Genomic DNA, 19,497 nt, shown 5'->3' with positions numbered 1-19,497 from the left:
TATATAGATGAGCCAATTTCTTCGCATAGGGTTGTTGTTAACAAGTTGGATTTGATTAGAGTTGAATAATATGCCTCTAAAAATAAATTTAGCAAATACTTCCTTTATACTGATGGCTAAATGGTGCTTGTTGTAATTGATATTTTGATTTGTAAACTATCTTTAATTTTTTATAAAGATTAAGATTATTTATTTTTGCAGAGGGTGTAATAATTTTCAAGACAAGCCACTAACTTATAGAACACAATATTGAGCAGCGATTTTTATAATATATCTATTTTACCCTATGCCGGCATAATTATAAAATTATGCAGGGCTTACACAAACTCGCAAGAAGACTTCGAAGATTATTATCAGGAAGTCTGTTTGCAGATATGGAGAAGCAAAGATAATTTTCGGGAAGAATCGCAATGGAGTACTTGGGTGTATCGCATTTCGCTAAATGTTTGTTTAACCTTACTTAAGAAAAAGAAAAAAAAAGGTCAACAGTTTGCTTCAGATACGATTCCTGTTGAATTAACTGAAGATAGTTATGCGTTTTCTGATGAAAACCTAAATGAATTATACCGAGCTATTCGGCAATTATCGGAAATAGATAGAGCAGTTATTCTTCTATATTTAGAAGAGAAGTCATATAAAGAGATTGCAGACATTATGGGAACTAATACCAATAACATTGGTGTAAGAATAAAGAGAATAAAAGAACGCTTGAAAAAAATATTAGATGGAAAAATCAATTGAGAATATTTGGAAAGAAGGGTTTCTTAAAAGTGATGCATTATTAGCTCCAAAAATCAATAACCTTTATAATCAGAAATCGATTCATGTTATTGATAAGTTTAAAAGGATGTTTAAAATAAACTTGATAGCAATTGTTGCATTCTCGATTGTCTTTCTAATTGCATCATTCATTGTAGGAATACCATGGTCGGGAATCCTATTTTTTATTGTTCTTAATGTACTTGTTATTATTAACAAAAAGTTATTAAATGGTTTAGAGAAAATAGATAAAGGCGATAGTAGTTATCAATATCTAAAAGCATTTAATCTATGGATAAAAAAACAGGTATCTATTAATAAGAAAATATCAACATTTTTATATCCTATTATGTTTATGTCCTTCATCATTGGTTTTTATTTTAAAGATGCTGAAGGCGTTTTTTTGGGCAAAAGACTTGTAAATGAGATCCTATTTGGCTTTCCAGATGTTTATCTCATCTTTGAAATTCCATTAATAGGAATTGTTGTTGTGCTTGTGATTTCAGTTGTATTGGCCATTTTTGGAGGTAGAATTTACAAATGGGATTTGAATATTGTTTACGGAAGAGTATTCAAAAAACTAGAAGAGCTGCTTGCCGACATGGAACGTTTAAATAATTAGTTACTGTTTATTAAAAAAAAATAAGGATCACCTGTAATAAATATTGTTTTGTGCCACTAACCAAGAAAACAGTAATTATTATGACACTACAGAAAGCCTATCATTATTTAGAAAGTTTAGTATCTGAAACGAGTAAAAAATCTGAAATCAAGATTTACGAAAAATTCCTTAATATTCTAACCAAACTGAAAGATAGAACGTTTTCAAATGAAGACATTCAATTGATAGAAACGGAACTTGATCGTTTGCAATTAAAGTCAAATCCAGAGCACAATAAAAAACACATTAAGAAAGCTCTTAATGAATTCGAAAAATATTTAAAAGACACCTTTTCGCTAACTACAGCGGGATATTACACCAAATTATATGGTGGTTTAGGATTATCATTCGGTTTGCTATTTGGCGTTGCTATTTTTTCGAATCTAGAACGCTCGTTAGGTATTTCTCTAGGTTTAATAGGAGGAATCGTAGTGGGTTCAATTATGGGCCGTAAGAAAGAAGCTGAGGCTAAAGCTGCTGGAAATATCCTTTAATACCAATTTATCTAATCCTTCTGCAAACACCTTCAATTACCAAATCATTAATACAATTTTTTCACTAAAACACAACTAAATAAAATTTTACACACATGAGATTATATATTACAGTAGCCATTTTTATTACATTTTCTATAATGAATGTCTTTTCACAAGATCTTTCTGGCGTATGGCATGGCATTGCTAAAACACCCGATAACAAAGAAATCACCTTTGTCTTTCTTTTAGAAAAAAACGGAGAAGTTTACACGTCAACAATGGCTATCCCAACCTTTAATGTTGACGGTATTAAACCTAAGTCAACGTCTTTTGAAGAAGGGACGTTATTAATCGATGCACCTGACTTAGGTATGAAATATGAAGGTATCTGGAATAAAACCACACATCTATTTGAAGGTAATTATAATGAAGGTAGCGTTAAACTCGTTTTAAATTTAAAAAAAGGGAATCCTATTATAGCAAAAATCATTAGACCTCAGGAGCCTATTGAGCCCTATCCTTACTACGAAGAAGACGTGACTTTTGATAATGCCGAAGCTGGCGTTTCACTTTCTGGAACGTTTACACGACCGTCAAAAAAAGGTAAATATCCAGTAGTTGTTTTAATAAGCGGAAGTGGGAGAACTGACAGAAATGGAAGCTCAGCAACACACAGACCGTTTTTAGTACTTTCGGATTACCTTACGCGAAACAATATAGCTGTATTACGTTATGATGATAGAGGCTTTGGAGAATCTACTGGTGATTTCAGCAAAGCCACAACAGCAGATTTCGCACAAGATGTGCTAAGTGCTGTACACTATTTGAAATCGAGAAATGATATCGATACCAAAAAGATTGGATTAATAGGACATAGCGAAGGTGGAATTATCGCACCATTAACAGCAAATCAAACTGACGATGTTGCATTTGCTGTTCTTTTAGCGGCAACAGGGATTCCGGGAAATGAAGTGGCGCTTATGCAAACAAAAACCATACGCTCATTTCCTGTGCCAGATGAAGCTGCCTTTGAGCAGAATGTTAGAAAATCTCATGACATTCTTTTGTCTAATAAGAGTATTCCAGAAATAGGGCGAGAATTATTCGCTCACAATACCGCTTTTTTAACTCCAATTTTAAAATCTTTGGGAGCACCTGACGCCAATATTTCAAAGTTTATTGAGAATGAAACCAAAACGAGCTTAAAGCCTTGGACTAGATACTTTTTGAGCTATAATCCTTCTGTAGAGATTGAAAAACTACAGATTCCAGTATTATCATTAAATGGGAGTAAAGATCAACAAGTAAATGCAGCAATAAATCAAAATGCTATACGTGCTGCTTTAATCAAAGGGAATAATATGAACTACAAGGTGTTGGAATTAGAGAACCTAAATCACATGTTTCAAGAATGTAAAACTGGTGACATTAACGAGTATAAAGATATTGAACAAACTATTTCTCCGATGGTCCTAGAAATTATCTCTAATTGGGTTTTAAGTGTAACTAAATAGAGTCTGTGATAGTCTATGAGTTGTAAATAATTTATTAAAAACTCCCAAAGCAATAACTTTGGGAGTTTTCATTTGAAAGATATAGAAGAATCAACTTCTTCGCATTCGGTAAGAGTTAATAATTTTTTTTAATTTCAGTTTTAAATCCTCACCTGTATCGTATACCATTTGTTCATTAGATGGAAATTGTGCGCTACGATTGCGCAACAATTCTTTATCATCTCTGTCTAAAGCTCGCTTGTCACCTCTATACGTGGCGAATATGTTTTCGAAAATGAAACCACTATCTATAGGAAAGGATTCAAGTGTTTGGTTTTGCTTTAAGTCCGTATAAACGACATTGGCTATTAGTTGTGATGACTTGGTTTGTATAAATTCAAAATAGCGTGCCTTTACAGTAACAATTTTATCAATCTTAATGTCATTGCCTAAGCTATCTTTCATAACATTTCCTGCGGCATTTAATTGATATTCCCAACCATCAATAATTTCTCTTTTTCGAAGGAATTCCTTTTCTTTAACACGTTCTGGCGAAATATTAATGCGCTCTAATTGCAATTGCATGGCAAAATCGTAGTTTATATTTGAAGTTGAATTTCCATGGTAAACGGTCCAGAATTGATTTAAGCCATAAGTATTAAAATCTAATAATTCATCTTCTAAACGTTGTGGTATTACCTGTTGTGTTTGATTTTCAATTGACACCATCACATAATCGGTTCCTTTTTCATGAGCTTCAGTTAATAGACTTCTAGTTTCCTCAAAATTCGGATTTATACGTTCTATATAACTAAAGATATCATGCGCTTTTCTGGCATCATATTTATTTTCAGAATCTAAAAGCGTAATGCCTTCATCTATTAAATACTCGGATGTTTTGTATCTGTAATCGACGATTTCTGACGAATAATTATTGAATTTCAAATCGATATTTCTACCATTTATTTGTAACGGCAATACACGTTTTATGGCATTTTGTCTCGCTTCTAAATCTAAATAGATTTCGTAGATCGTTTTGTATTGTTCAGGATTTCCATCCTTTTTAAGATGTTGAATGTCTTTTAGGTCTTCCTCCAAAACTTTGTAATACGCATCTTCAAGCATGACAATGTAGTCTTGCTTACGCTTTTTGTCTTTGTTGTTTTCGAGTTTTCGTAACGCGTCATTGATTGCTAGATCATAGTTTCCATGACTAATGGCTTTTTCAATTTGTTTTCTTCCGCTACATGATGTTAGAGCCAGAAGAAGTACTGTTGTGAGTAGTAATTGCTTCATAATTCTGGTTTTAATTGGTTATTTATAATTGGATTTCAATCATCGTGCCAAAATAAAAAAACCCTCAATATTAAATTGAGGGTTTGCAAATATAATTGAATTAATTTACTTCTTTTTCTTCGGATTAAAAATTGGTAATAATTGTGTTTTTACCGAACCAAATCCAATGCGAGTTCCGTCGTTTTCGCAATAACCTCTCATAATGACAGTATCATAATCATTAATAAATTTACGCTCAGTACCATCTTTCATTTTAAGCGATTTGGTGCCTTTCCAAGATAATTCTAGCATTGAGCCATAAGAATCTTCTGTAGGACCAGAAATGGTTCCACTTCCCATCATGTCACCAGAATTCACCGGACATCCATTTACGGTATGATGCGCCAATTGCTGTGACATATTCCAGTACATGTATTTAAAGTTAGATTTACTAACCGTCGTTTCTTTGGCGCCTTTGGGTTGTATGCCAGCTTCTAAATGAATATCAAAACTTCTTTTTCCTTTTGTTTGTAGATATTCTAAAGGTTTTGGGTTTTGTTTTGGACTTTCAACTCTAAATGGTTCTAGAGCGTCGAGCGTTACAATCCATGGTGACATAGAAGATGCAAAGTTTTTTCCTAAGAAAGGACCTAATGGTACATATTCCCATTTTTGGATATCACGAGCAGACCAGTCATTAAATAAGACTAATCCAAAGATGTATTCTTCTGCTTCTTCAATAGGAATTGGTTCTCCTAAATCATTAGCGTCTGTTGTAATAAATGCCATTTCTAATTCGAAATCCACTAATCTTGAAGGTCCGAAAACTGGAGTTTTAGCACCTTCAGGCATCGTTTGTCCTTGCGGACGATGAATAGGAATGCCAGAAGGAATAATAGACGAACTACGACCATGATAACCTACAGGTAAATGCAACCAGTTTGGCATTAATGCATTTTCTGGACCTCTAAACATAGTTCCTACATTAGTTGCGTGTTCTTTACTTGCATAAAAATCGGTATAGTCTCCTACTTGAATTGGTAATTGCATTTCAATTTCATCTAAACGGAATAAGACTATTTCTTTATGCGGATTATTATTTTTTAGTTTATCGTTTTCAGCATCGAAAATTTGAGCAATACGATTACGAACCAAACGCCAAGTTTTTCTTCCATCTGCTATAAAATCGTTTAAGGTATCCTGAAGAAAAATATCATCTGTTAACGGAATATCTTTAAAATACCCCAATTGATGCAAAGCACCAAGATCTATGGCTGTGTCTCCAATTCGAGTACCAATGGTAATAATGTCATCACGCGTTAAGAACACTCCGAAAGGTATGTTTTGAATCGGGAAATCTGAGCTTTTTCCAACGTGTAACCAAGATGAACGGTCAGGATTGTTTGCAGATAAAGGCATAATATATAAGATTTTGATGTTTTGTTTTCTATTCAAACCTACATAATTTTTTTATTTTAATGGCATAAATTCATAAAAATAATGACTCAGAAAAGATGTTAATAACCTGCTCATAAAACATAGAGTTAAACTGAGTTTTTCAATCCTTTTAATAAGATGATTTCTTATTTTTGATAAAATTTAATTTAAACTTTACATATGCAACGCGATTCACAGATTTTTGAGCTTATAAATGCTGAAAAAGACAGACAAATAAATGGCTTGGAGCTTATTGCTTCAGAAAACTTTGTTAGCGACCAAGTTATGGAAGCTGCAGGTTCTGTATTAACTAATAAATATGCAGAAGGTTATCCTGGAAAGCGTTATTATGGCGGCTGTGAAGTGGTAGATGAAGTTGAGCAGCTTGCTATCGATAGAGCTAAAACTTTGTTTGGCGCTGCTTATGCGAATGTGCAACCTCACTCTGGGAGTCAGGCAAATACTGCTGTATTTGCAGCTTGTTTAAAACCAGGTGATACTATTTTAGGTTTCGATTTATCTCATGGTGGACATTTAACTCATGGTTCTCCTGTGAATTTTTCAGGTAAATTATATAACCCAACATTTTATGGTGTAAAGAAAGATACTGAACGTATTGATTATGATATGCTATCGGATGTTGCTGAAAAAGAACGTCCTAAGTTAATTATCGCTGGTGCATCTGCCTATTCACGTGATATGGATTTTGAAAAGTTTAGAGAAGTCGCTGATAATGTAGGTGCTATTTTAATGGCCGATATTTCACATCCAGCAGGATTGATTGCAAAAGGCATTTTAAGTGATCCTTTACCACATTGTCATATTGTAACTACGACAACGCACAAGACCTTGCGTGGGCCACGAGGCGGATTAATTATGATGGGGGAAAATTTTGAGAACCCTTTTGGAATAACTCTAAAAAACGGAAATCTTAGAAAAATGTCAGGATTATTAGATTCTGCTGTATTTCCAGGAAATCAAGGCGGACCATTAGAGCATATTATTGCTGCTAAGGCAATTGCTTTTGGAGAAGCACTTTCAGATGATTTTATGCATTATATATTGCAAGTAAAACACAATGCAGCAGCTATGGCTAAGGCATTAGTAGATAAAGGATATCATATTATTTCTGGAGGTACAGATAACCATATGATGTTAATCGATTTAAGAAATAAAGATCTTACTGGAAAAGAAGGTGAAGAGGCTTTAGGAAAAGCAGATATCACTGTCAATAAAAATATGGTGCCTTTTGATGATAAGAGTCCGTTTGTAACTTCTGGCATTAGAATAGGTACAGCTGCAATTACAACTAGAGGTCTTAAAGAAGACGATATGGAAACGATTGTTGACTTTATCGATGAAGCACTTATGAATTACCAAGACGAGTCAAAATTAGAAGCTATTGCAGAAAAAGTAAATGCGATGATGAATGGTAAGCCATTGTTTACTTAATATATCGTCATGCTGAATTTGTTTCAGATTCTAGTAATACACTAAATAAAAAAGACCTTTCAATTTGAAAGGTCTTTTTAAATTTAATCATTAGTATAATGTTTCTTTTTTAATGGACCTTCCCATAAAACTTGTTCTATCATCCATTTGTCTCCTCTTTTAGATAATAAGATAAAGTCAATTCCCCACCAAGCTGTAACTCTAGCAGCGGCAATTGTGTCGCCAATATCTAATATGGTTATTTCTTTAGGTGCATCTTTTGCAGGAAATTTTTTATTGTCCTTAACATCTTGTGCAAATGCTAATGCTTGTTCAAATGACATATGACCGACTTGATTATAAACGTTTTTTTCTTTGTCTTTCCAAAAACCAAATTTATGGAGACTAGGTTGTAAACTCTCTTTAAGTTTGGCCGTGTCACCTTCGTAAAAGCCTTCTATATAATTTGTACAAGCTTTTGTAACACCTGCTTTTGCAGATGTTTGAGCAATAGCTAAGTTAGAAATTAAAACTACAGCTAAGGTGAGAATTAGTTTTTTCATGATGATAAGATATTAGTTGTAATTTGAAAATTAATAAATAAAACAATAAGTGCGTGTTAAGTGCTTGTTAATCCTCATGATTTAAGGTGTTAAATATCTGTTTTTGATTGTGTATTCAAGAAAACCAAAACCTTGTTAAAGTATATTTCCCCTCCAACTTTCCAGACGTCAGCATGCTTCGCAGAATCAACTTCTATAAATTCTTTTTTATCACTTGGTATTTTTGAAAAATTCTGCCGAGCATATTTTATATTGATGCGTTCATCATTATATCCATGTACGATTAAGATGGGCTGATTTATAGCTTCGCAATATTTTATTGGTTTAGCATCATCTTGATCAAATCCTGCAATAGTTCCAGCTCTGTTTACCAAATAATTCGAAAAAGGTTTAAAACTAAAGCCAGCGTATAACTTAAAGTAATCGTCTACAGTGGTTTTAAAATCTGAAAATGCACTTTCAATGATTCCATATTCTATACGATCATCATAACCCATTGCTTGTAAGCCGATTGCTCCACCTAAGGATTGTCCCCAAACCCCAAAATGATTGAGGTTTTCATTATTAGATAAGTAATCGATTAAGCTTTTGATATCCTTTTTTTCATTGACACCAAAGGAACAAAAATTGCCTTCGCTTTCTCCGTGAGCTCGAGAATCTAGGGCAACTGAATTAAAACCATTTTCAGATAAAAAATTACTTATGTCAATAAATTGATCTTTATTAGAACGAATGCCATGTAATAAGATAATAGTGCCTTTGGACGACTCTAGATTTGAATATGTTATTCTAGCTGATAACTTTAATCCATCAAATGAATTTATAGATATAGCCTTTTTTTTTACATCTGAGTTATTAGTATCTATGCTTAGGTTATGACTTGCATTACGATTTCGTTTTATAAGGCTAACCACTGGGTTTCTAATTTCAGAGATAAGTCTTGGTACAAAAAAGTGAGTTAGTGAAATTCCGGAAATTATTAAAACAAATACAATTCGCTTAACTCTTTTTAGTCGCTTTTTTTTAGTCATAGTGTTTAAGTTACTCACTAATCCTCATCAAAAGTCACATGCTGATAAGCACCTAAGTCTGGACTTGCTGTTCTGGTGTTATTGAGAATATCAAAAGGAACTTGAGCGCCAAATATTAGATTTCCTTGGGCATTAGCTTCCGAATCATCGCCAATCATTAGCATGTTTTCAAATGGTAGCTTAAAATCTGGATCACTATTAAAAATGCAATTTTCGTATAAGTCAGAATTATTGAAATCGTAATTATCTCCAGTAAAATTGTTATTAGTATTTTGAAAACGAATCAGGCAATTGGTAAACTTAAAGTTGAAATCAAATCCGCTAATCCCTTGAATTTCATCCAAAATAACTTCAGGATTATCATTTCCGTAGATGATACAGTTATTAAAGTTAGCTTCAGTTAAGTCATTACCTTCATCCATATTATTTTCATTAGTAATGAAATTATTCAAGAATACAGATGGAAATTGTCTAAAGCTACTATTCCAATAATTCGCAATCGTACAGTGTGTGAAATTATACTTTCCGCCAACAGTACCAGCAAAAGAGGATTGTCCCGAGTTATTAATCACGACATTTTCAGCAGCAATAGAACTCGCGCGTGCTAATATTCCGAAGTTACTCGAATTATAAATTTGTGAGTTGGTAATGGTTAATTTATCATCTGTAGCATTTTGATTGCCTTCAGATAAAATCCCGATAGTTGCATTTTTAATCGTGGCATAATTGATGTCATTATCCTCACTACCATTAAACAGCCAAATCGTTCCCCATTGCCCAGGAACATCAGCAAATAAAGGTTCTAATCGGTCCCCTTCAAAAATCACTTCATTCTCTAATAGCTCTTGATCTGCACTGAGTGCACCATTAACTTTCAATGATGCGTTATTAGTCACTAACAACCCAGAATTGGCATGAAAATGTACACGTGCTCCAGCTTCAACAGTAAGCATATCGCCTTCATCTACAGCAGCATAACCATAGATAACATAAGGTTTTTCGTTGGTAAATGTAAGTTCGTCATCTTCAAGAAAACGACCTTGAAGCGTCGTTTCCTCTGCTGTTCCGTCGCCATTGACATCAAAAGATAAGGTTTCTATAACACCAGTGGTATTATCTCTATCAGGAAAGATAAAAACAGCGTCTCTTATTAGTGTGACCAATTCTACTTTTTGCTGGTTATTTCCGCTATCAAATTCAATAGCATCAGTATATAAAAATTCCAAACTGTTTTGGGCAAGTGTTAGAATATCTGCTGTGGTTTCAACAAAAATGAACAAACTATCATTGGCTAATAATTCTACATTCTGAAATTCCTTTCCTGGAAGTCCGTCAACATTCAATCTATAATTAGAAGCTTCACCTTGACCCAAACGAACTGTAGGAATAGAAATATCCTCATCACTTCGGTTGTATACTTTTAAATTGTAAGTGCTCGATCCAATATTTGTAAAAAGGGTATCGAGGTAAATGGTGTCTTTAGAGAATTCTAAATTTCCTGTGCTTGGACCAAAGTCGAAATCTTTTCGGCAAGAGCTCCAAAGCATCAATATTGAAATAGTAAATAAAAAGTAAAGTATTCGTTTCATCTGTTAATTTTAATCTTTTTTCAACGGTCTAAAATAATTAGCCATTTAGCATTTCGATAGTTTTAAAGAATTGCTGTGGCTCATTTCATAAATGTAATCTAAACCTGTTACGCATGAGTAAGAAAAACTAATGCACATTATGTGCTAAAAATATAACTTTTGAAGTCATCTTTTAGTATGAAAAGTGAAAATTTAATTGAAATTTATTCTTTTTTGTATTCTAAGAGAAGTTGACCAAAATCTTTGCTGTGAATGAGCAGTGTATCCAATAGCGCGAACTCATTACTTTTGGAAAGTAGTGACGGACTTATTTGCTGTGCGGCGAGATATTCGAAAAAGAGATATTCATGGACTTCGGAAACGTGAAATTCATCACGAAGCATCTTTTGGTTGAAGAAGGAACTTGATTTAAATAATCTCACATAATCTAAACTTTTAATGATTGGAATTTCTGTTTTTTTCTTTTTGAAGAGTTTCCCAATAAATTTTGCAACTGCAATCAAATCTAGTGTGGGTTGTAAACCAGATCCACTTCTTAAGAGAGGTGCTTTTGGGATCCTAGGAGCCTTTGGGTCTCTATTGCTTTGAAACGCTGTTGAATCAAAAACCTTTTCTTTAACCTTAGTGATTTCAACTTGATCCAATTCATTGGTGATTTTTTTGAGTTCGATAACGACCTCTTGATCAAAATATTTTTGGGTAAGTGTGATGGTTTGGTCAGAATGAAAATAAGAACTCACGACCAGCGTATCATTAAGTTTTGCTTCAATTTTAAAATATCCTTTACCATCAGAATAGGTAAGAATACTTTGTGTTTTATTAATGAGTTTAGCGCCTTTTACAGTGGTTCCTGCATCGTAAATAAAACCTTTAACGGTTTGTGATTCGGACAAAAATGAAATAAATAAAAAGAGAAATAATCTAAGCAGTTTCAAAAGTGATTGTGATGGTTGTTCTCTCAAATAAAGTTAATTTCAGGAATAGAGAGACTCTTATTATGAGACTTTAACAAGCGTTTTAATACTGTTTTAACTAAAAAGCGTTTCTATATTCTTTGGAATTCTAGAAGGGCGATTGCTCTCATGGGATAAAAAGCACCAAATGGTTTCAGAAGTGGTGAGTAGTTTGTCTGTTGATTTATTATAAATTTCTACAATTCGAGTGGATTTGACACCTTGAGATTCGGTGACATAGGTTTTGAGCAGTAAAGTGTCACCTAAACGGGCTTCGGCTTTGTATTGAATATGATGACTAATCATAACCCAATAGTAAGCCTTTCGAGTTTCTTGAGAAGATTTTAATAGCCAATGTGCTTCAGCAATATCTTGAACCCATTCTATATAACGAACATTATTAACGTGATGTCTAGAATCTAAGTCATCTGTAGTTACAATAAGTTCTTGCTCGTGGATTTGCATTTATTTATTTTTCAAAAACTTCAACCTCAAAAAGTTTGTCCCAACGTTTCCCTGTTACAAAAATGGTGTTAGTATCTGGATTATAAGCAATACCATTTAAGACATCTAATCCATCATGTTGCTTGACCAATTTTATCAAAGGCGAAAAGTCAATCACACCTTCAATAGCACCATTTTTTGGATTGATAATAGCAACTCCATTTTTCTGATAACGATTGGCGTAAATTTTTCCGTTGATGTATTCCAATTCATTTAAGCCTACGATTTTTCCTTTATTGGTGTAGACTTGAAGTTTTGAGTCTTCAACTAAAGTTTCTGGGTTTAATAACCAGATTTGATCTGTACCATCCGACTTGTAAATATTTTTTCCATCGTTACAGATTCCCCAACCTTCTTTACTCTTTCCGTAGGCAAAACTACTGGTCTTTTCAAAGGTGTTTACATCGTAAACAAAACCTATGTTTTCTTGCCATGTGAGTTGGTAGATATGATCATTTATAATAGTCAAACCCTCCGCAAAATATTGATTAGCCAAAGCTATATTTTGTAAAACCTCACCAGTTTTGTAATCTACTTTTCTAAGTTTCGATTCTCCATATTGTCCTGTGCTTTCATATAATTCGCCATTATGAAATTCTAAACCTTGAGTATAGGACGTGATATCATGCGGATACTCATTTACGATTTTGTAACCATATACTTTTGGAGATACATTGCTAAGGATCGTAATCTTGGTGGTTATATCTTCGGAAGATTCTCCAAATTTAACCGTAGCTGTAATAGTTTGTATGCCTAATTTTTGATCATCTAGTTTAAAACTGTCTTCAATAGTTTCGCCATTAAATGAATAATTGATTGAAGAAATTTCTAATCCCTTTGGATTATGTACCGAAAGCTTTACTGTTTCACCTATAGTGATCACATTGTTTTTGGCGTCAGTTGCTATAGATAAATTTGTTTTTTGTGTTCCTGAGTTACCACAAGAGATTATGGTAATACTTAAAAGCGTTATTATGAAAGCTTTAATTGTGTGCATTTTTTATAAGATTTTGCTGCAAGTTATTTAATAAAATTCAGTTTAAAAAATCATTGTTACATCCAAATTATGTTTTAGAACTTCATCACGAAGCGAAAAACTGCAATAAAATATAATTTTTATGGATTTTAGCATAGTATTACTATGATTAAACTTAAAAAAATAGTGATATGATATATTTTGGCGTCTTTTTTTGATGTAGTAGTTTTTCTGAAATATATTTTGGATAAAACTATTAAAAGATTGTATCTTTGCAACTGGCAAGTCCTACACAACTAGCTCCTGTTTAATCCTCCAGGTCGGGAACGAAGCAAAGGTATACGGTTGTAGCAGTGTGATGTAGGTAGCTTGCCTTTTTTTGTGCCCAATACTTTCCTATTTAAATTGTACTTTTGAAATCAAATTAGCCAATTATATTCTATGTCTAAAGTTGTATTAATAACAGGTGGATCTTCTGGAATTGGTAAATCTATTGGAGAGTTTCTGTCTCAAAAAGGATTTACTGTGTATGGCACGAGCCGATCTCCAGAGCGTTATCCGGATTCTAAAATAAAATTAGTAGCTTTAGATGTTGCAGATGTTGATAGTATTAACAAAGCAATCAAAACTGTGGTTGAAGCTGAAGGTCATTTGGATGTTGTTATTAACAATGCAGGCGCAGGAATTACAGGGCCGATTGAAGAAGTTCCAAATGAAGAAATCAAGCGTAATTTTGAAACCAATCTTTTTGGTCCTATAAACGTGATAAAAGCGGTTTTACCTCAGATGCGTCAGCAAAACTCAGGACTCATTATTAATATCACTTCGATTGCTGGATATATGGGATTACCATATCGCGGTATTTACAGTGCAAGTAAAGGTGCTTTAGAGTTAATTACCGAAGCCTTTAGAATGGAAATTAAAGATTTTAATATCCATATGACAAATGTTGCTCCAGGTGATTTCGCGACCAATATCGCTTCAGGTCGATTTCATGCTCCCGTAACTATAGGCTCACCTTATGAAGTCAAATATAGTTCGGTATTAAAAGCTATTGATGACGATGTTAATAAAGGGAATGATCCTATTCTGGTCTCCAATATGATTTACAAAATAATCAAAACACCAAATCCTAGAATTCATTATAAAGTTGGTGCATTTATGCAAAAATTTTCTATTGTTCTTAAACGAATCTTGCCAGACAAGGTTTATGAAAAATTACTACTTAATCATTATAAATTGTAGTTTCTGGTATAGTTTTTGAAGATTGTTGCAACATAAATATCCGCTATGAAAAGACTATTACCACTATTTTTATTTTTAAGCATATTTACATTTTCGAGTTGTGATGATTTCCTAGATTGTGTTGTTAATCGCAGACCAGAATTACCAGATAAATCATTTGGTGTTGGCACAATTGATCTTTATTATTATGAAGAGTTTGATGCTCAGATTAAAAACGAACCTCAAGATAACGATTATGGTTATCATTTTGAGATTGATGGTGATCTCCCAAACGGACTAGAAATGTTCGTCAATTACAGAACGGTATCTATTGAAGGCACACCAACGACTGTTGGTACGTTTAGATTTACCGTGTTTTTAGATGTGGATCCTCCAATAACTTATAATGAAAATAACGATACGTATGATGATCCATTATGTTCAGAATCGACATCCAAAGAGTATACTATTATTATTGGAGAATAAGTGTCGAATTGTTAATATCATTTGATAATATGTTCTTCGGAAAGCGTGATAAAATTGTAAATTCGTCCTCATAATTTTAATCACAACTATAACATAACTACACATGAAATTTTTTATTGATACAGCTAACCTAGATCAAATAAAGGAAGCTCAAGATCTTGGTATTTTAGATGGTGTAACTACCAATCCATCATTAATGGCAAAAGAAGGTATTACAGGTCATGATAATATTATGAAGCACTATGTCAACATTTGCAAAATTGTGGATGGTGATGTTTCAGCTGAAGTCATATCTACAGATTTTGAAGGTATGGTAAGGGAAGGAGAGGCACTTGCAGATTTACACGACCAAATCGTTGTTAAATTGCCAATGATTAAAGATGGTATAAAAGCGTGTAAATATTTTAGTGATAAAGGTATTAAAACCAATATGACTTTAGTGTTTTCAGCTGGTCAAGCGTTATTAGCAGCTAAGGCAGGCGCGACTTATATGTCACCATTTATAGGTCGTTTGGATGATATCTCTACAGATGGTCTAAACCTTATTGCTGAAATAAGAATGATTTATGATAACTACGGTTTTGAGACTGAAATATTAGCAGCTTCTGTTCGTCATACCATGCACGTGATAGATTGTGCTAAACTTGGCGCAGATGTCATGACTGGACCTTTGAGTTCAATCCTTGGATTATTGAAACACCCATTAACAGATATAGGTCTAGAGAAGTTTCTTGCAGATTACAAGAAAGGGAATTAAGCTATTTTCAGAAGTATAAAGAAAATGAACTCTTGATTAGTAATAATCAGGAGTTTTTTTATTTGAATCCAGAGCAGTTTCGATTTGGTCACCTATTTCATCACTAAATAAATCTGCATTAGACCTAACGATTATTCCATTTTTATCAACAACTAATACCTTTTGAGAATAAGCAATAGCAAACGTTTTGATGGCTTCATTAGGGTTTTTGAACATGTACTCATTTTCCGTAGGAAACTTTAAAAGCTTTAATGTTTTCTTCCAAGAGTTGGTATTCATATCATTGATATTGATCGCAATGAAATTTACTTCTGGATATCTCGCTTTTAAACTTTTCATCATATAATGATTGTTTCTATAGCTGTATTTGAAATTTGATGACCAACAATAAATTACGGTTGGTTCAGTAATAACCGAATGTAAATCCAACACCTTATTATTGAAATCTACAATTTTAATGCTCGGAATGGTATTACCAGGAAATAGATTGATGGTTGATGATACCAAATTTGTAAGGTATTCATTGTTATCATCATCGGTACTCTTTTCTAAGTATGCAGCTAACATACTTTTTGATTTTTCTGTATTATCACTATTGAAGATAAATTCACGAGTGGTATGCATAAGAACATAATTCTTAATAGTTTTATTTTGAATAACACTATCAATCACCGTTAGTTTATCAAGATTGTAGCTCAACGAGCGTCTATTAAAAGCTAAATGCGAACCATCTTTATAATATTTTTGTAATGCTATATTTTGAAAATGCCAAAGAAGAAAACGGTTATAAGAATACAACCCGCTTAGACTCTCGTCATTAAAATCGGCATCGATTCTATAATTGTAGAAGCTTTCAGGTAAGTCTTTAACATGAATCAATTTATTATTTCCGAAGTAACCAAATGGATACATTTCCTTATAAGCATAAGAATCATAGTCGATGCTCGCTTTTGCAATTTTAATAAATAAAGGAGAGGTCTGTTGCGTAGCAATGAAGCGTTCTAGGTTCTCTAGTTTTTGCCCCTTTTGACTTTCTATATGGTCTTCAAATTCTTCAGGCTCTAAACGTTGGAGTTTTTTAAACTTTTTACTTTCACTTTCATCATTTAAAAAGGCTCTTATAAAGTAGTTGTTCTTGTGTGAGCCTTCACCTGTATAAACAAGCGATTCATCAAAATCGTTGGTATTGAGTCGAAATAAAATACTATCATTAGGCTCGATAAGTAAAGTTTGGTATTCGCCGCCATGGGTAAATGAATACAAACCAGATTTTAAATCATTAATCTTATAAACGAATCTATTGTTTTGGTCTAAAAGGACGGTATCACGGTCAGTCTCATTACAATAGATGGTTATGTAATTGTTATTCGGATTAATAATTTCACCACCAAAATAAGCGACATCGCTATTTTCAGTATTAGAATCACAACCCAAAAAAAGGGAAGTTATTAAAAACGTAACTAGATAAAGTTTCATAGGTATAACTATAATGTAGGTTATTCTATTTCCAACAAAAATAAAGCTTGAGAATAGGAACTCTTGTTAATACGTTGTTAAATGTTGATTTTACTAACATTTCGTAGTAAAATACCTTGGCAATTTAAGGGTCTTAAGTTTCTTTCAATGGATTGATTTTTTTACTTTTGCAAACTATTTAAAACACGCATTATGTTATCAGTTTCAAATCTTTCAGTACAGTTCGGAAAACGAATTCTTTTTGATGAAGTCAATACAACGTTTAATAACGGAAATTGCTACGGAATCATTGGAGCCAATGGAGCAGGGAAATCTACTTTTTTGAATATTATAGCAGGAAAACAAGATCCTACTTCTGGTCGTATTCATTTAGAGCCAGGGAAGCGTATGTCTGTTTTAGAACAAAATCACAACTTATACGATGAGCATACGGTTTTAGAAACGATCATAATAGGCAACAAGCCCCTGTTTAAATTGAAATCTGAAATTGATGCGCTCTATGCGGATTATACAGATGCAAATGCCGAAAAAATTGGAGAGCTTCAAGTAGAGTTTGAAGAAATGAATGGTTGGAATGCCGATAGTGATGCCGCTGCTATGTTATCTAATTTAGGTATCAAAGAGGAATTTCATTATACATTGATGAAAGACTTAGATGGTAAGCAAAAAGTTCGTGTCCTATTAGCTCAAGCATTATTTGGTAATCCAGATGTGTTAATTATGGATGAGCCTACCAACGACTTGGATTATGAAACGATCGCTTGGTTAGAAAATTTCTTAGCAAATTATGATAACTGCGTTATTGTTGTATCGCACGATAGACACTTTTTAGATGCGGTTTGTACACATATATCAGATATTGACTTTAGTAAAATTAACCACTTTTCTGGAAACTATACATTCTGGTACGAGTCGTCTCAATTAGCAGCTAGACAACATGCACAACAGAATAAGAAAGCAGAAGACAAGAAAAAAGAACTCGAAGAATTTATTAGACGTTTCTCTGCCAATGTTGCAAAATCAAAACAAGCAACAAGTAGAAAGAAAATGATTGAAAAATTAAATATATCAGATATTAGGCGCTCTAGTCGTCGCTATCCTGCTATTATCTTTGAACGTGACCGCGAGGCGGGAGATCAAATTTTAAATATAGATGGCTTAGCATCTTCTACTGAAGGTGAGGTTTTATTTAAAAATATAGATATTAATTTAAATAAAGGTGATAAGGTCGTATTATTCTCTAAAGACTCTAGAGCAACAACGGCGTTTTATCAAATTATAAATAATAAGCAAAAGGCAAATGAAGGTAAGTTAGCCTGGGGAGTTACAACATCTCAGTCGTATTTACCATTAGACAACAGTGAGTATTTTAATAATGATCTAACCCTTGTGGATTGGTTACGTCAATGGGCTACAACCGAAGAAGAGCGTGAAGAAGTCTTCATACGGGGATTCTTAGGGAAAATGATTTTTAGTGGGGAAGAAGCGCTAAAAACATCAAAAGTGCTTTCTGGAGGAGAAAAAGTACGTTGTATGTTGAGTCGTATGATGATGGTTAGAGCTAATGTTTTGATGTTAGATGAGCCAACAAACCATTTAGACTTAGAAAGTATCACGGCCTTTAACAACTCGCTTAAAAACTTTAAAGGGACTGTGCTTTTTACCACTCACGATCATGAGTTTGCTCAAACCGTTGCTAATAGAGTTATTGAGTTAACTCCAGGCGGGGTTATAGACCGTTATACGACATTTGATGAGTATATGAGCGATAAGAAAATAAAAGAGCTACGTGAAAAAATGTATGCAGTAACTGCATAATCAAATCACATGTTGCGTGCTTCGGAAATAAAACTACTATTGGGATTCTAGTTCTGCTTTAACACTAGCAATTATAGATTGAGCGAGATCTAGTTCTTCATCATTAACATAGAGTTCTTGATAGCCTTGAAGCTTTGTGCCAAACCCAATAATTGAAGATTGAGATTCATCTTTTAAAATAGCATTGATACCTGCGCTTTTTAGGCGATCCATAGCTAACTGTACAATAATGAAACTTCCTGAAAATATTTTACTATAAGTTGTATCTGACATAGTACTTAGATTTTGAGATTAATTGTAGGACTTATAACTGACATATAAGTTACAAAAAAAGAGCCACATATCCTTTTTATTTCCTTTAAACTAAATGTTAAAATTTTGATAATAATCATTTTTTATGTTTAACTTTTATGTATATTTGTTAAACAAAAGAAAAATTATCGCTAGATAAAATTTTGATTGGTTTAGTTAGGTTGTTAAAAAGCCATATTCGAATAGAGTATGGCTTTTTTTATTTCAATAAATTCTATCAATTATAATATAAGTTATTATAATATATTTCTATTCCATAATGGCATGTAATTTCTC

19 protein-coding genes and 1 other RNA gene are annotated in these 19,497 nt (G+C 33.1%); 10 read left to right on the top strand and 10 right to left on the bottom strand.

Features of this window, described 5'->3' with window-relative positions:
• The first annotated feature begins 249 nt into the window (after window positions 1-249).
• The 4 genes from V7719_RS07495 to V7719_RS07480 all read left to right on the top strand — a co-directional run bounded on the left by V7719_RS07495 (window position 250) and on the right by V7719_RS07480 (window position 3,410).
• On the top strand, window positions 250-741 hold the full coding sequence (locus tag V7719_RS07495) for an RNA polymerase sigma factor (RefSeq protein ID WP_335729262.1): 492 nt from the start codon (window positions 250-252) through the stop codon (window positions 739-741).
• Window positions 725-1,381 (top strand): hypothetical protein, encoded by a 657-nt coding sequence (locus V7719_RS07490; RefSeq protein ID WP_335729261.1) that lies wholly within the window; start codon window positions 725-727, stop codon window positions 1,379-1,381. Before V7719_RS07495 ends, V7719_RS07490 begins: the two co-directional genes overlap by 17 nt.
• A gap of 80 nt (window positions 1,382-1,461) precedes the next feature.
• Window positions 1,462-1,914 carry a hypothetical protein gene (locus V7719_RS07485; RefSeq protein WP_335729260.1) on the top strand — a complete coding sequence of 151 codons (453 nt, stop codon included), beginning with the start codon at window positions 1,462-1,464 and terminating at the stop codon, window positions 1,912-1,914.
• Window positions 1,915-2,009: 95 nt separating this feature from the next.
• Window positions 2,010-3,410, top strand: coding sequence for an alpha/beta hydrolase family protein (locus V7719_RS07480; protein WP_335729259.1), 1,401 nt, complete (start codon window positions 2,010-2,012; stop codon window positions 3,408-3,410).
• A 90-nt stretch (window positions 3,411-3,500) separates the two neighbouring features.
• On the opposite strand, the gene V7719_RS07475 is transcribed toward V7719_RS07480, so the two are convergent.
• Together V7719_RS07475 and fahA are read right to left on the bottom strand one after the other, a co-directional pair.
• The gene (locus V7719_RS07475; RefSeq protein ID WP_335729258.1) at window positions 3,501-4,685 is read right to left on the bottom strand and encodes a hypothetical protein; all 1,185 of its coding nucleotides are present in this window, start codon (window positions 4,683-4,685) and stop codon (window positions 3,501-3,503) included.
• A 105-nt stretch (window positions 4,686-4,790) separates the two neighbouring features.
• Entirely contained in the window at window positions 4,791-6,083 is a 1,293-nt protein-coding gene (gene fahA / locus V7719_RS07470; RefSeq protein WP_335729257.1) for a fumarylacetoacetase, read from the bottom strand.
• 198 nt (window positions 6,084-6,281) lie between these two features.
• On the opposite strand from fahA, the gene glyA reads away from it, so the two are divergent.
• Entirely contained in the window at window positions 6,282-7,553 is a 1,272-nt protein-coding gene (glyA, locus tag V7719_RS07465) for a serine hydroxymethyltransferase (protein WP_335729256.1), read from the top strand.
• 83 nt (window positions 7,554-7,636) lie between these two features.
• Here glyA and V7719_RS07460 read toward each other — a convergent pair whose 3' ends face one another.
• From V7719_RS07460 to V7719_RS07435, 6 genes are all read right to left on the bottom strand, one after another.
• Window positions 7,637-8,095 (bottom strand): nuclear transport factor 2 family protein, encoded by a 459-nt coding sequence (locus V7719_RS07460; protein WP_335729255.1) that lies wholly within the window; start codon window positions 8,093-8,095, stop codon window positions 7,637-7,639.
• 89 nt (window positions 8,096-8,184) lie between these two features.
• Entirely contained in the window at window positions 8,185-9,126 is a 942-nt protein-coding gene (locus tag V7719_RS07455) for an alpha/beta hydrolase (RefSeq protein WP_335729254.1), read from the bottom strand.
• A 17-nt stretch (window positions 9,127-9,143) separates the two neighbouring features.
• Window positions 9,144-10,715, bottom strand: coding sequence for a right-handed parallel beta-helix repeat-containing protein (locus tag V7719_RS07450; RefSeq protein ID WP_335729253.1), 1,572 nt, complete (start codon window positions 10,713-10,715; stop codon window positions 9,144-9,146).
• Window positions 10,716-10,918: 203 nt separating this feature from the next.
• Window positions 10,919-11,608, bottom strand: a complete 690-nt coding sequence (locus V7719_RS07445; RefSeq protein WP_335729252.1) for a hypothetical protein — start codon at window positions 11,606-11,608, stop codon at window positions 10,919-10,921.
• Between the two features lie 135 nt (window positions 11,609-11,743).
• Window positions 11,744-12,133: an acyl-CoA thioesterase gene (locus V7719_RS07440; RefSeq protein WP_335729251.1), complete on the bottom strand. Its 390-nt coding sequence runs from the start codon at window positions 12,131-12,133 to the stop codon at window positions 11,744-11,746.
• A 4-nt stretch (window positions 12,134-12,137) separates the two neighbouring features.
• Window positions 12,138-13,169 (bottom strand): glutaminyl-peptide cyclotransferase, encoded by a 1,032-nt coding sequence (locus V7719_RS07435; protein WP_335729250.1) that lies wholly within the window; start codon window positions 13,167-13,169, stop codon window positions 12,138-12,140.
• Window positions 13,170-13,427: 258 nt separating this feature from the next.
• On the opposite strand from V7719_RS07435, the gene ffs reads away from it, so the two are divergent.
• From ffs to fsa, 4 genes are all read left to right on the top strand, one after another.
• Window positions 13,428-13,526: signal recognition particle sRNA small type (ffs, locus tag V7719_RS07430), an RNA gene on the top strand.
• A gap of 63 nt (window positions 13,527-13,589) precedes the next feature.
• A complete protein-coding gene (locus V7719_RS07425; RefSeq protein ID WP_335729249.1) occupies window positions 13,590-14,393 on the top strand; it encodes an SDR family oxidoreductase in 804 nt (267 codons plus the stop codon).
• A gap of 45 nt (window positions 14,394-14,438) precedes the next feature.
• On the top strand, window positions 14,439-14,858 hold the full coding sequence (locus V7719_RS07420; protein WP_335729248.1) for a hypothetical protein: 420 nt from the start codon (window positions 14,439-14,441) through the stop codon (window positions 14,856-14,858).
• A 103-nt stretch (window positions 14,859-14,961) separates the two neighbouring features.
• On the top strand, window positions 14,962-15,615 hold the full coding sequence (gene fsa / locus V7719_RS07415) for a fructose-6-phosphate aldolase (RefSeq protein WP_335729247.1): 654 nt from the start codon (window positions 14,962-14,964) through the stop codon (window positions 15,613-15,615).
• 36 nt (window positions 15,616-15,651) lie between these two features.
• Here the strand turns inward: fsa and V7719_RS07410 are convergent, their stop codons facing one another.
• The gene (locus V7719_RS07410) at window positions 15,652-17,091 is read right to left on the bottom strand and encodes a TlpA family protein disulfide reductase (protein ID WP_335729246.1); all 1,440 of its coding nucleotides are present in this window, start codon (window positions 17,089-17,091) and stop codon (window positions 15,652-15,654) included.
• A 192-nt stretch (window positions 17,092-17,283) separates the two neighbouring features.
• Between V7719_RS07410 and V7719_RS07405 the strand changes: the two genes are divergently transcribed.
• Complete coding sequence (locus V7719_RS07405; protein ID WP_335729245.1) at window positions 17,284-18,909, top strand: ABC-F family ATP-binding cassette domain-containing protein; 1,626 nt, start codon at window positions 17,284-17,286, stop codon at window positions 18,907-18,909.
• 36 nt (window positions 18,910-18,945) lie between these two features.
• Here the strand turns inward: V7719_RS07405 and V7719_RS07400 are convergent, their stop codons facing one another.
• Window positions 18,946-19,182, bottom strand: a complete 237-nt coding sequence (locus V7719_RS07400) for a putative signal transducing protein (RefSeq protein ID WP_335729244.1) — start codon at window positions 19,180-19,182, stop codon at window positions 18,946-18,948.
• Window positions 19,183-19,497 lie beyond the last annotated feature (315 nt).

The sequence above is a fragment of the Psychroserpens sp. genome (assembly GCF_036960315.1).
Classification (GTDB): domain Bacteria; phylum Bacteroidota; class Bacteroidia; order Flavobacteriales; family Flavobacteriaceae; genus Psychroserpens.
This window is presented reverse-complemented; position numbering and strand designations above follow the sequence as displayed.

Bases quoted from the DNA above. Each gene is read 5' to 3' on its own strand.
- V7719_RS07410 (WP_335729246.1), bottom strand. From the start codon at position 17,091: ATGAAACTTTATCTAGTTACGTTTTTAATAACTTCCCTTTTTTTGGGT.
- V7719_RS07485 (WP_335729260.1), top strand. From the start codon at position 1,462: ATGACACTACAGAAAGCCTATCATTATTTAGAAAGTTTAGTATCTGAA.
- V7719_RS07405 (WP_335729245.1), top strand. From the start codon at position 17,284: ATGTTATCAGTTTCAAATCTTTCAGTACAGTTCGGAAAACGAATTCTT.
- V7719_RS07425 (WP_335729249.1), top strand. From the start codon at position 13,590: ATGTCTAAAGTTGTATTAATAACAGGTGGATCTTCTGGAATTGGTAAA.
- V7719_RS07435 (WP_335729250.1), bottom strand. From the start codon at position 13,169: ATGCACACAATTAAAGCTTTCATAATAACGCTTTTAAGTATTACCATA.
- V7719_RS07450 (WP_335729253.1), bottom strand. From the start codon at position 10,715: ATGAAACGAATACTTTACTTTTTATTTACTATTTCAATATTGATGCTT.
- V7719_RS07480 (WP_335729259.1), top strand. From the start codon at position 2,010: ATGAGATTATATATTACAGTAGCCATTTTTATTACATTTTCTATAATG.
- fahA (WP_335729257.1), bottom strand. From the start codon at position 6,083: ATGCCTTTATCTGCAAACAATCCTGACCGTTCATCTTGGTTACACGTT.
- fsa (WP_335729247.1), top strand. From the start codon at position 14,962: ATGAAATTTTTTATTGATACAGCTAACCTAGATCAAATAAAGGAAGCT.
- V7719_RS07460 (WP_335729255.1), bottom strand. From the start codon at position 8,095: ATGAAAAAACTAATTCTCACCTTAGCTGTAGTTTTAATTTCTAACTTA.
- V7719_RS07455 (WP_335729254.1), bottom strand. From the start codon at position 9,126: ATGACTAAAAAAAAGCGACTAAAAAGAGTTAAGCGAATTGTATTTGTT.
- V7719_RS07420 (WP_335729248.1), top strand. From the start codon at position 14,439: ATGAAAAGACTATTACCACTATTTTTATTTTTAAGCATATTTACATTT.
- V7719_RS07475 (WP_335729258.1), bottom strand. From the start codon at position 4,685: ATGAAGCAATTACTACTCACAACAGTACTTCTTCTGGCTCTAACATCA.
- glyA (WP_335729256.1), top strand. From the start codon at position 6,282: ATGCAACGCGATTCACAGATTTTTGAGCTTATAAATGCTGAAAAAGAC.
- V7719_RS07440 (WP_335729251.1), bottom strand. From the start codon at position 12,133: ATGCAAATCCACGAGCAAGAACTTATTGTAACTACAGATGACTTAGAT.
- V7719_RS07490 (WP_335729261.1), top strand. From the start codon at position 725: ATGGAAAAATCAATTGAGAATATTTGGAAAGAAGGGTTTCTTAAAAGT.
- V7719_RS07400 (WP_335729244.1), bottom strand. From the start codon at position 19,182: ATGTCAGATACAACTTATAGTAAAATATTTTCAGGAAGTTTCATTATT.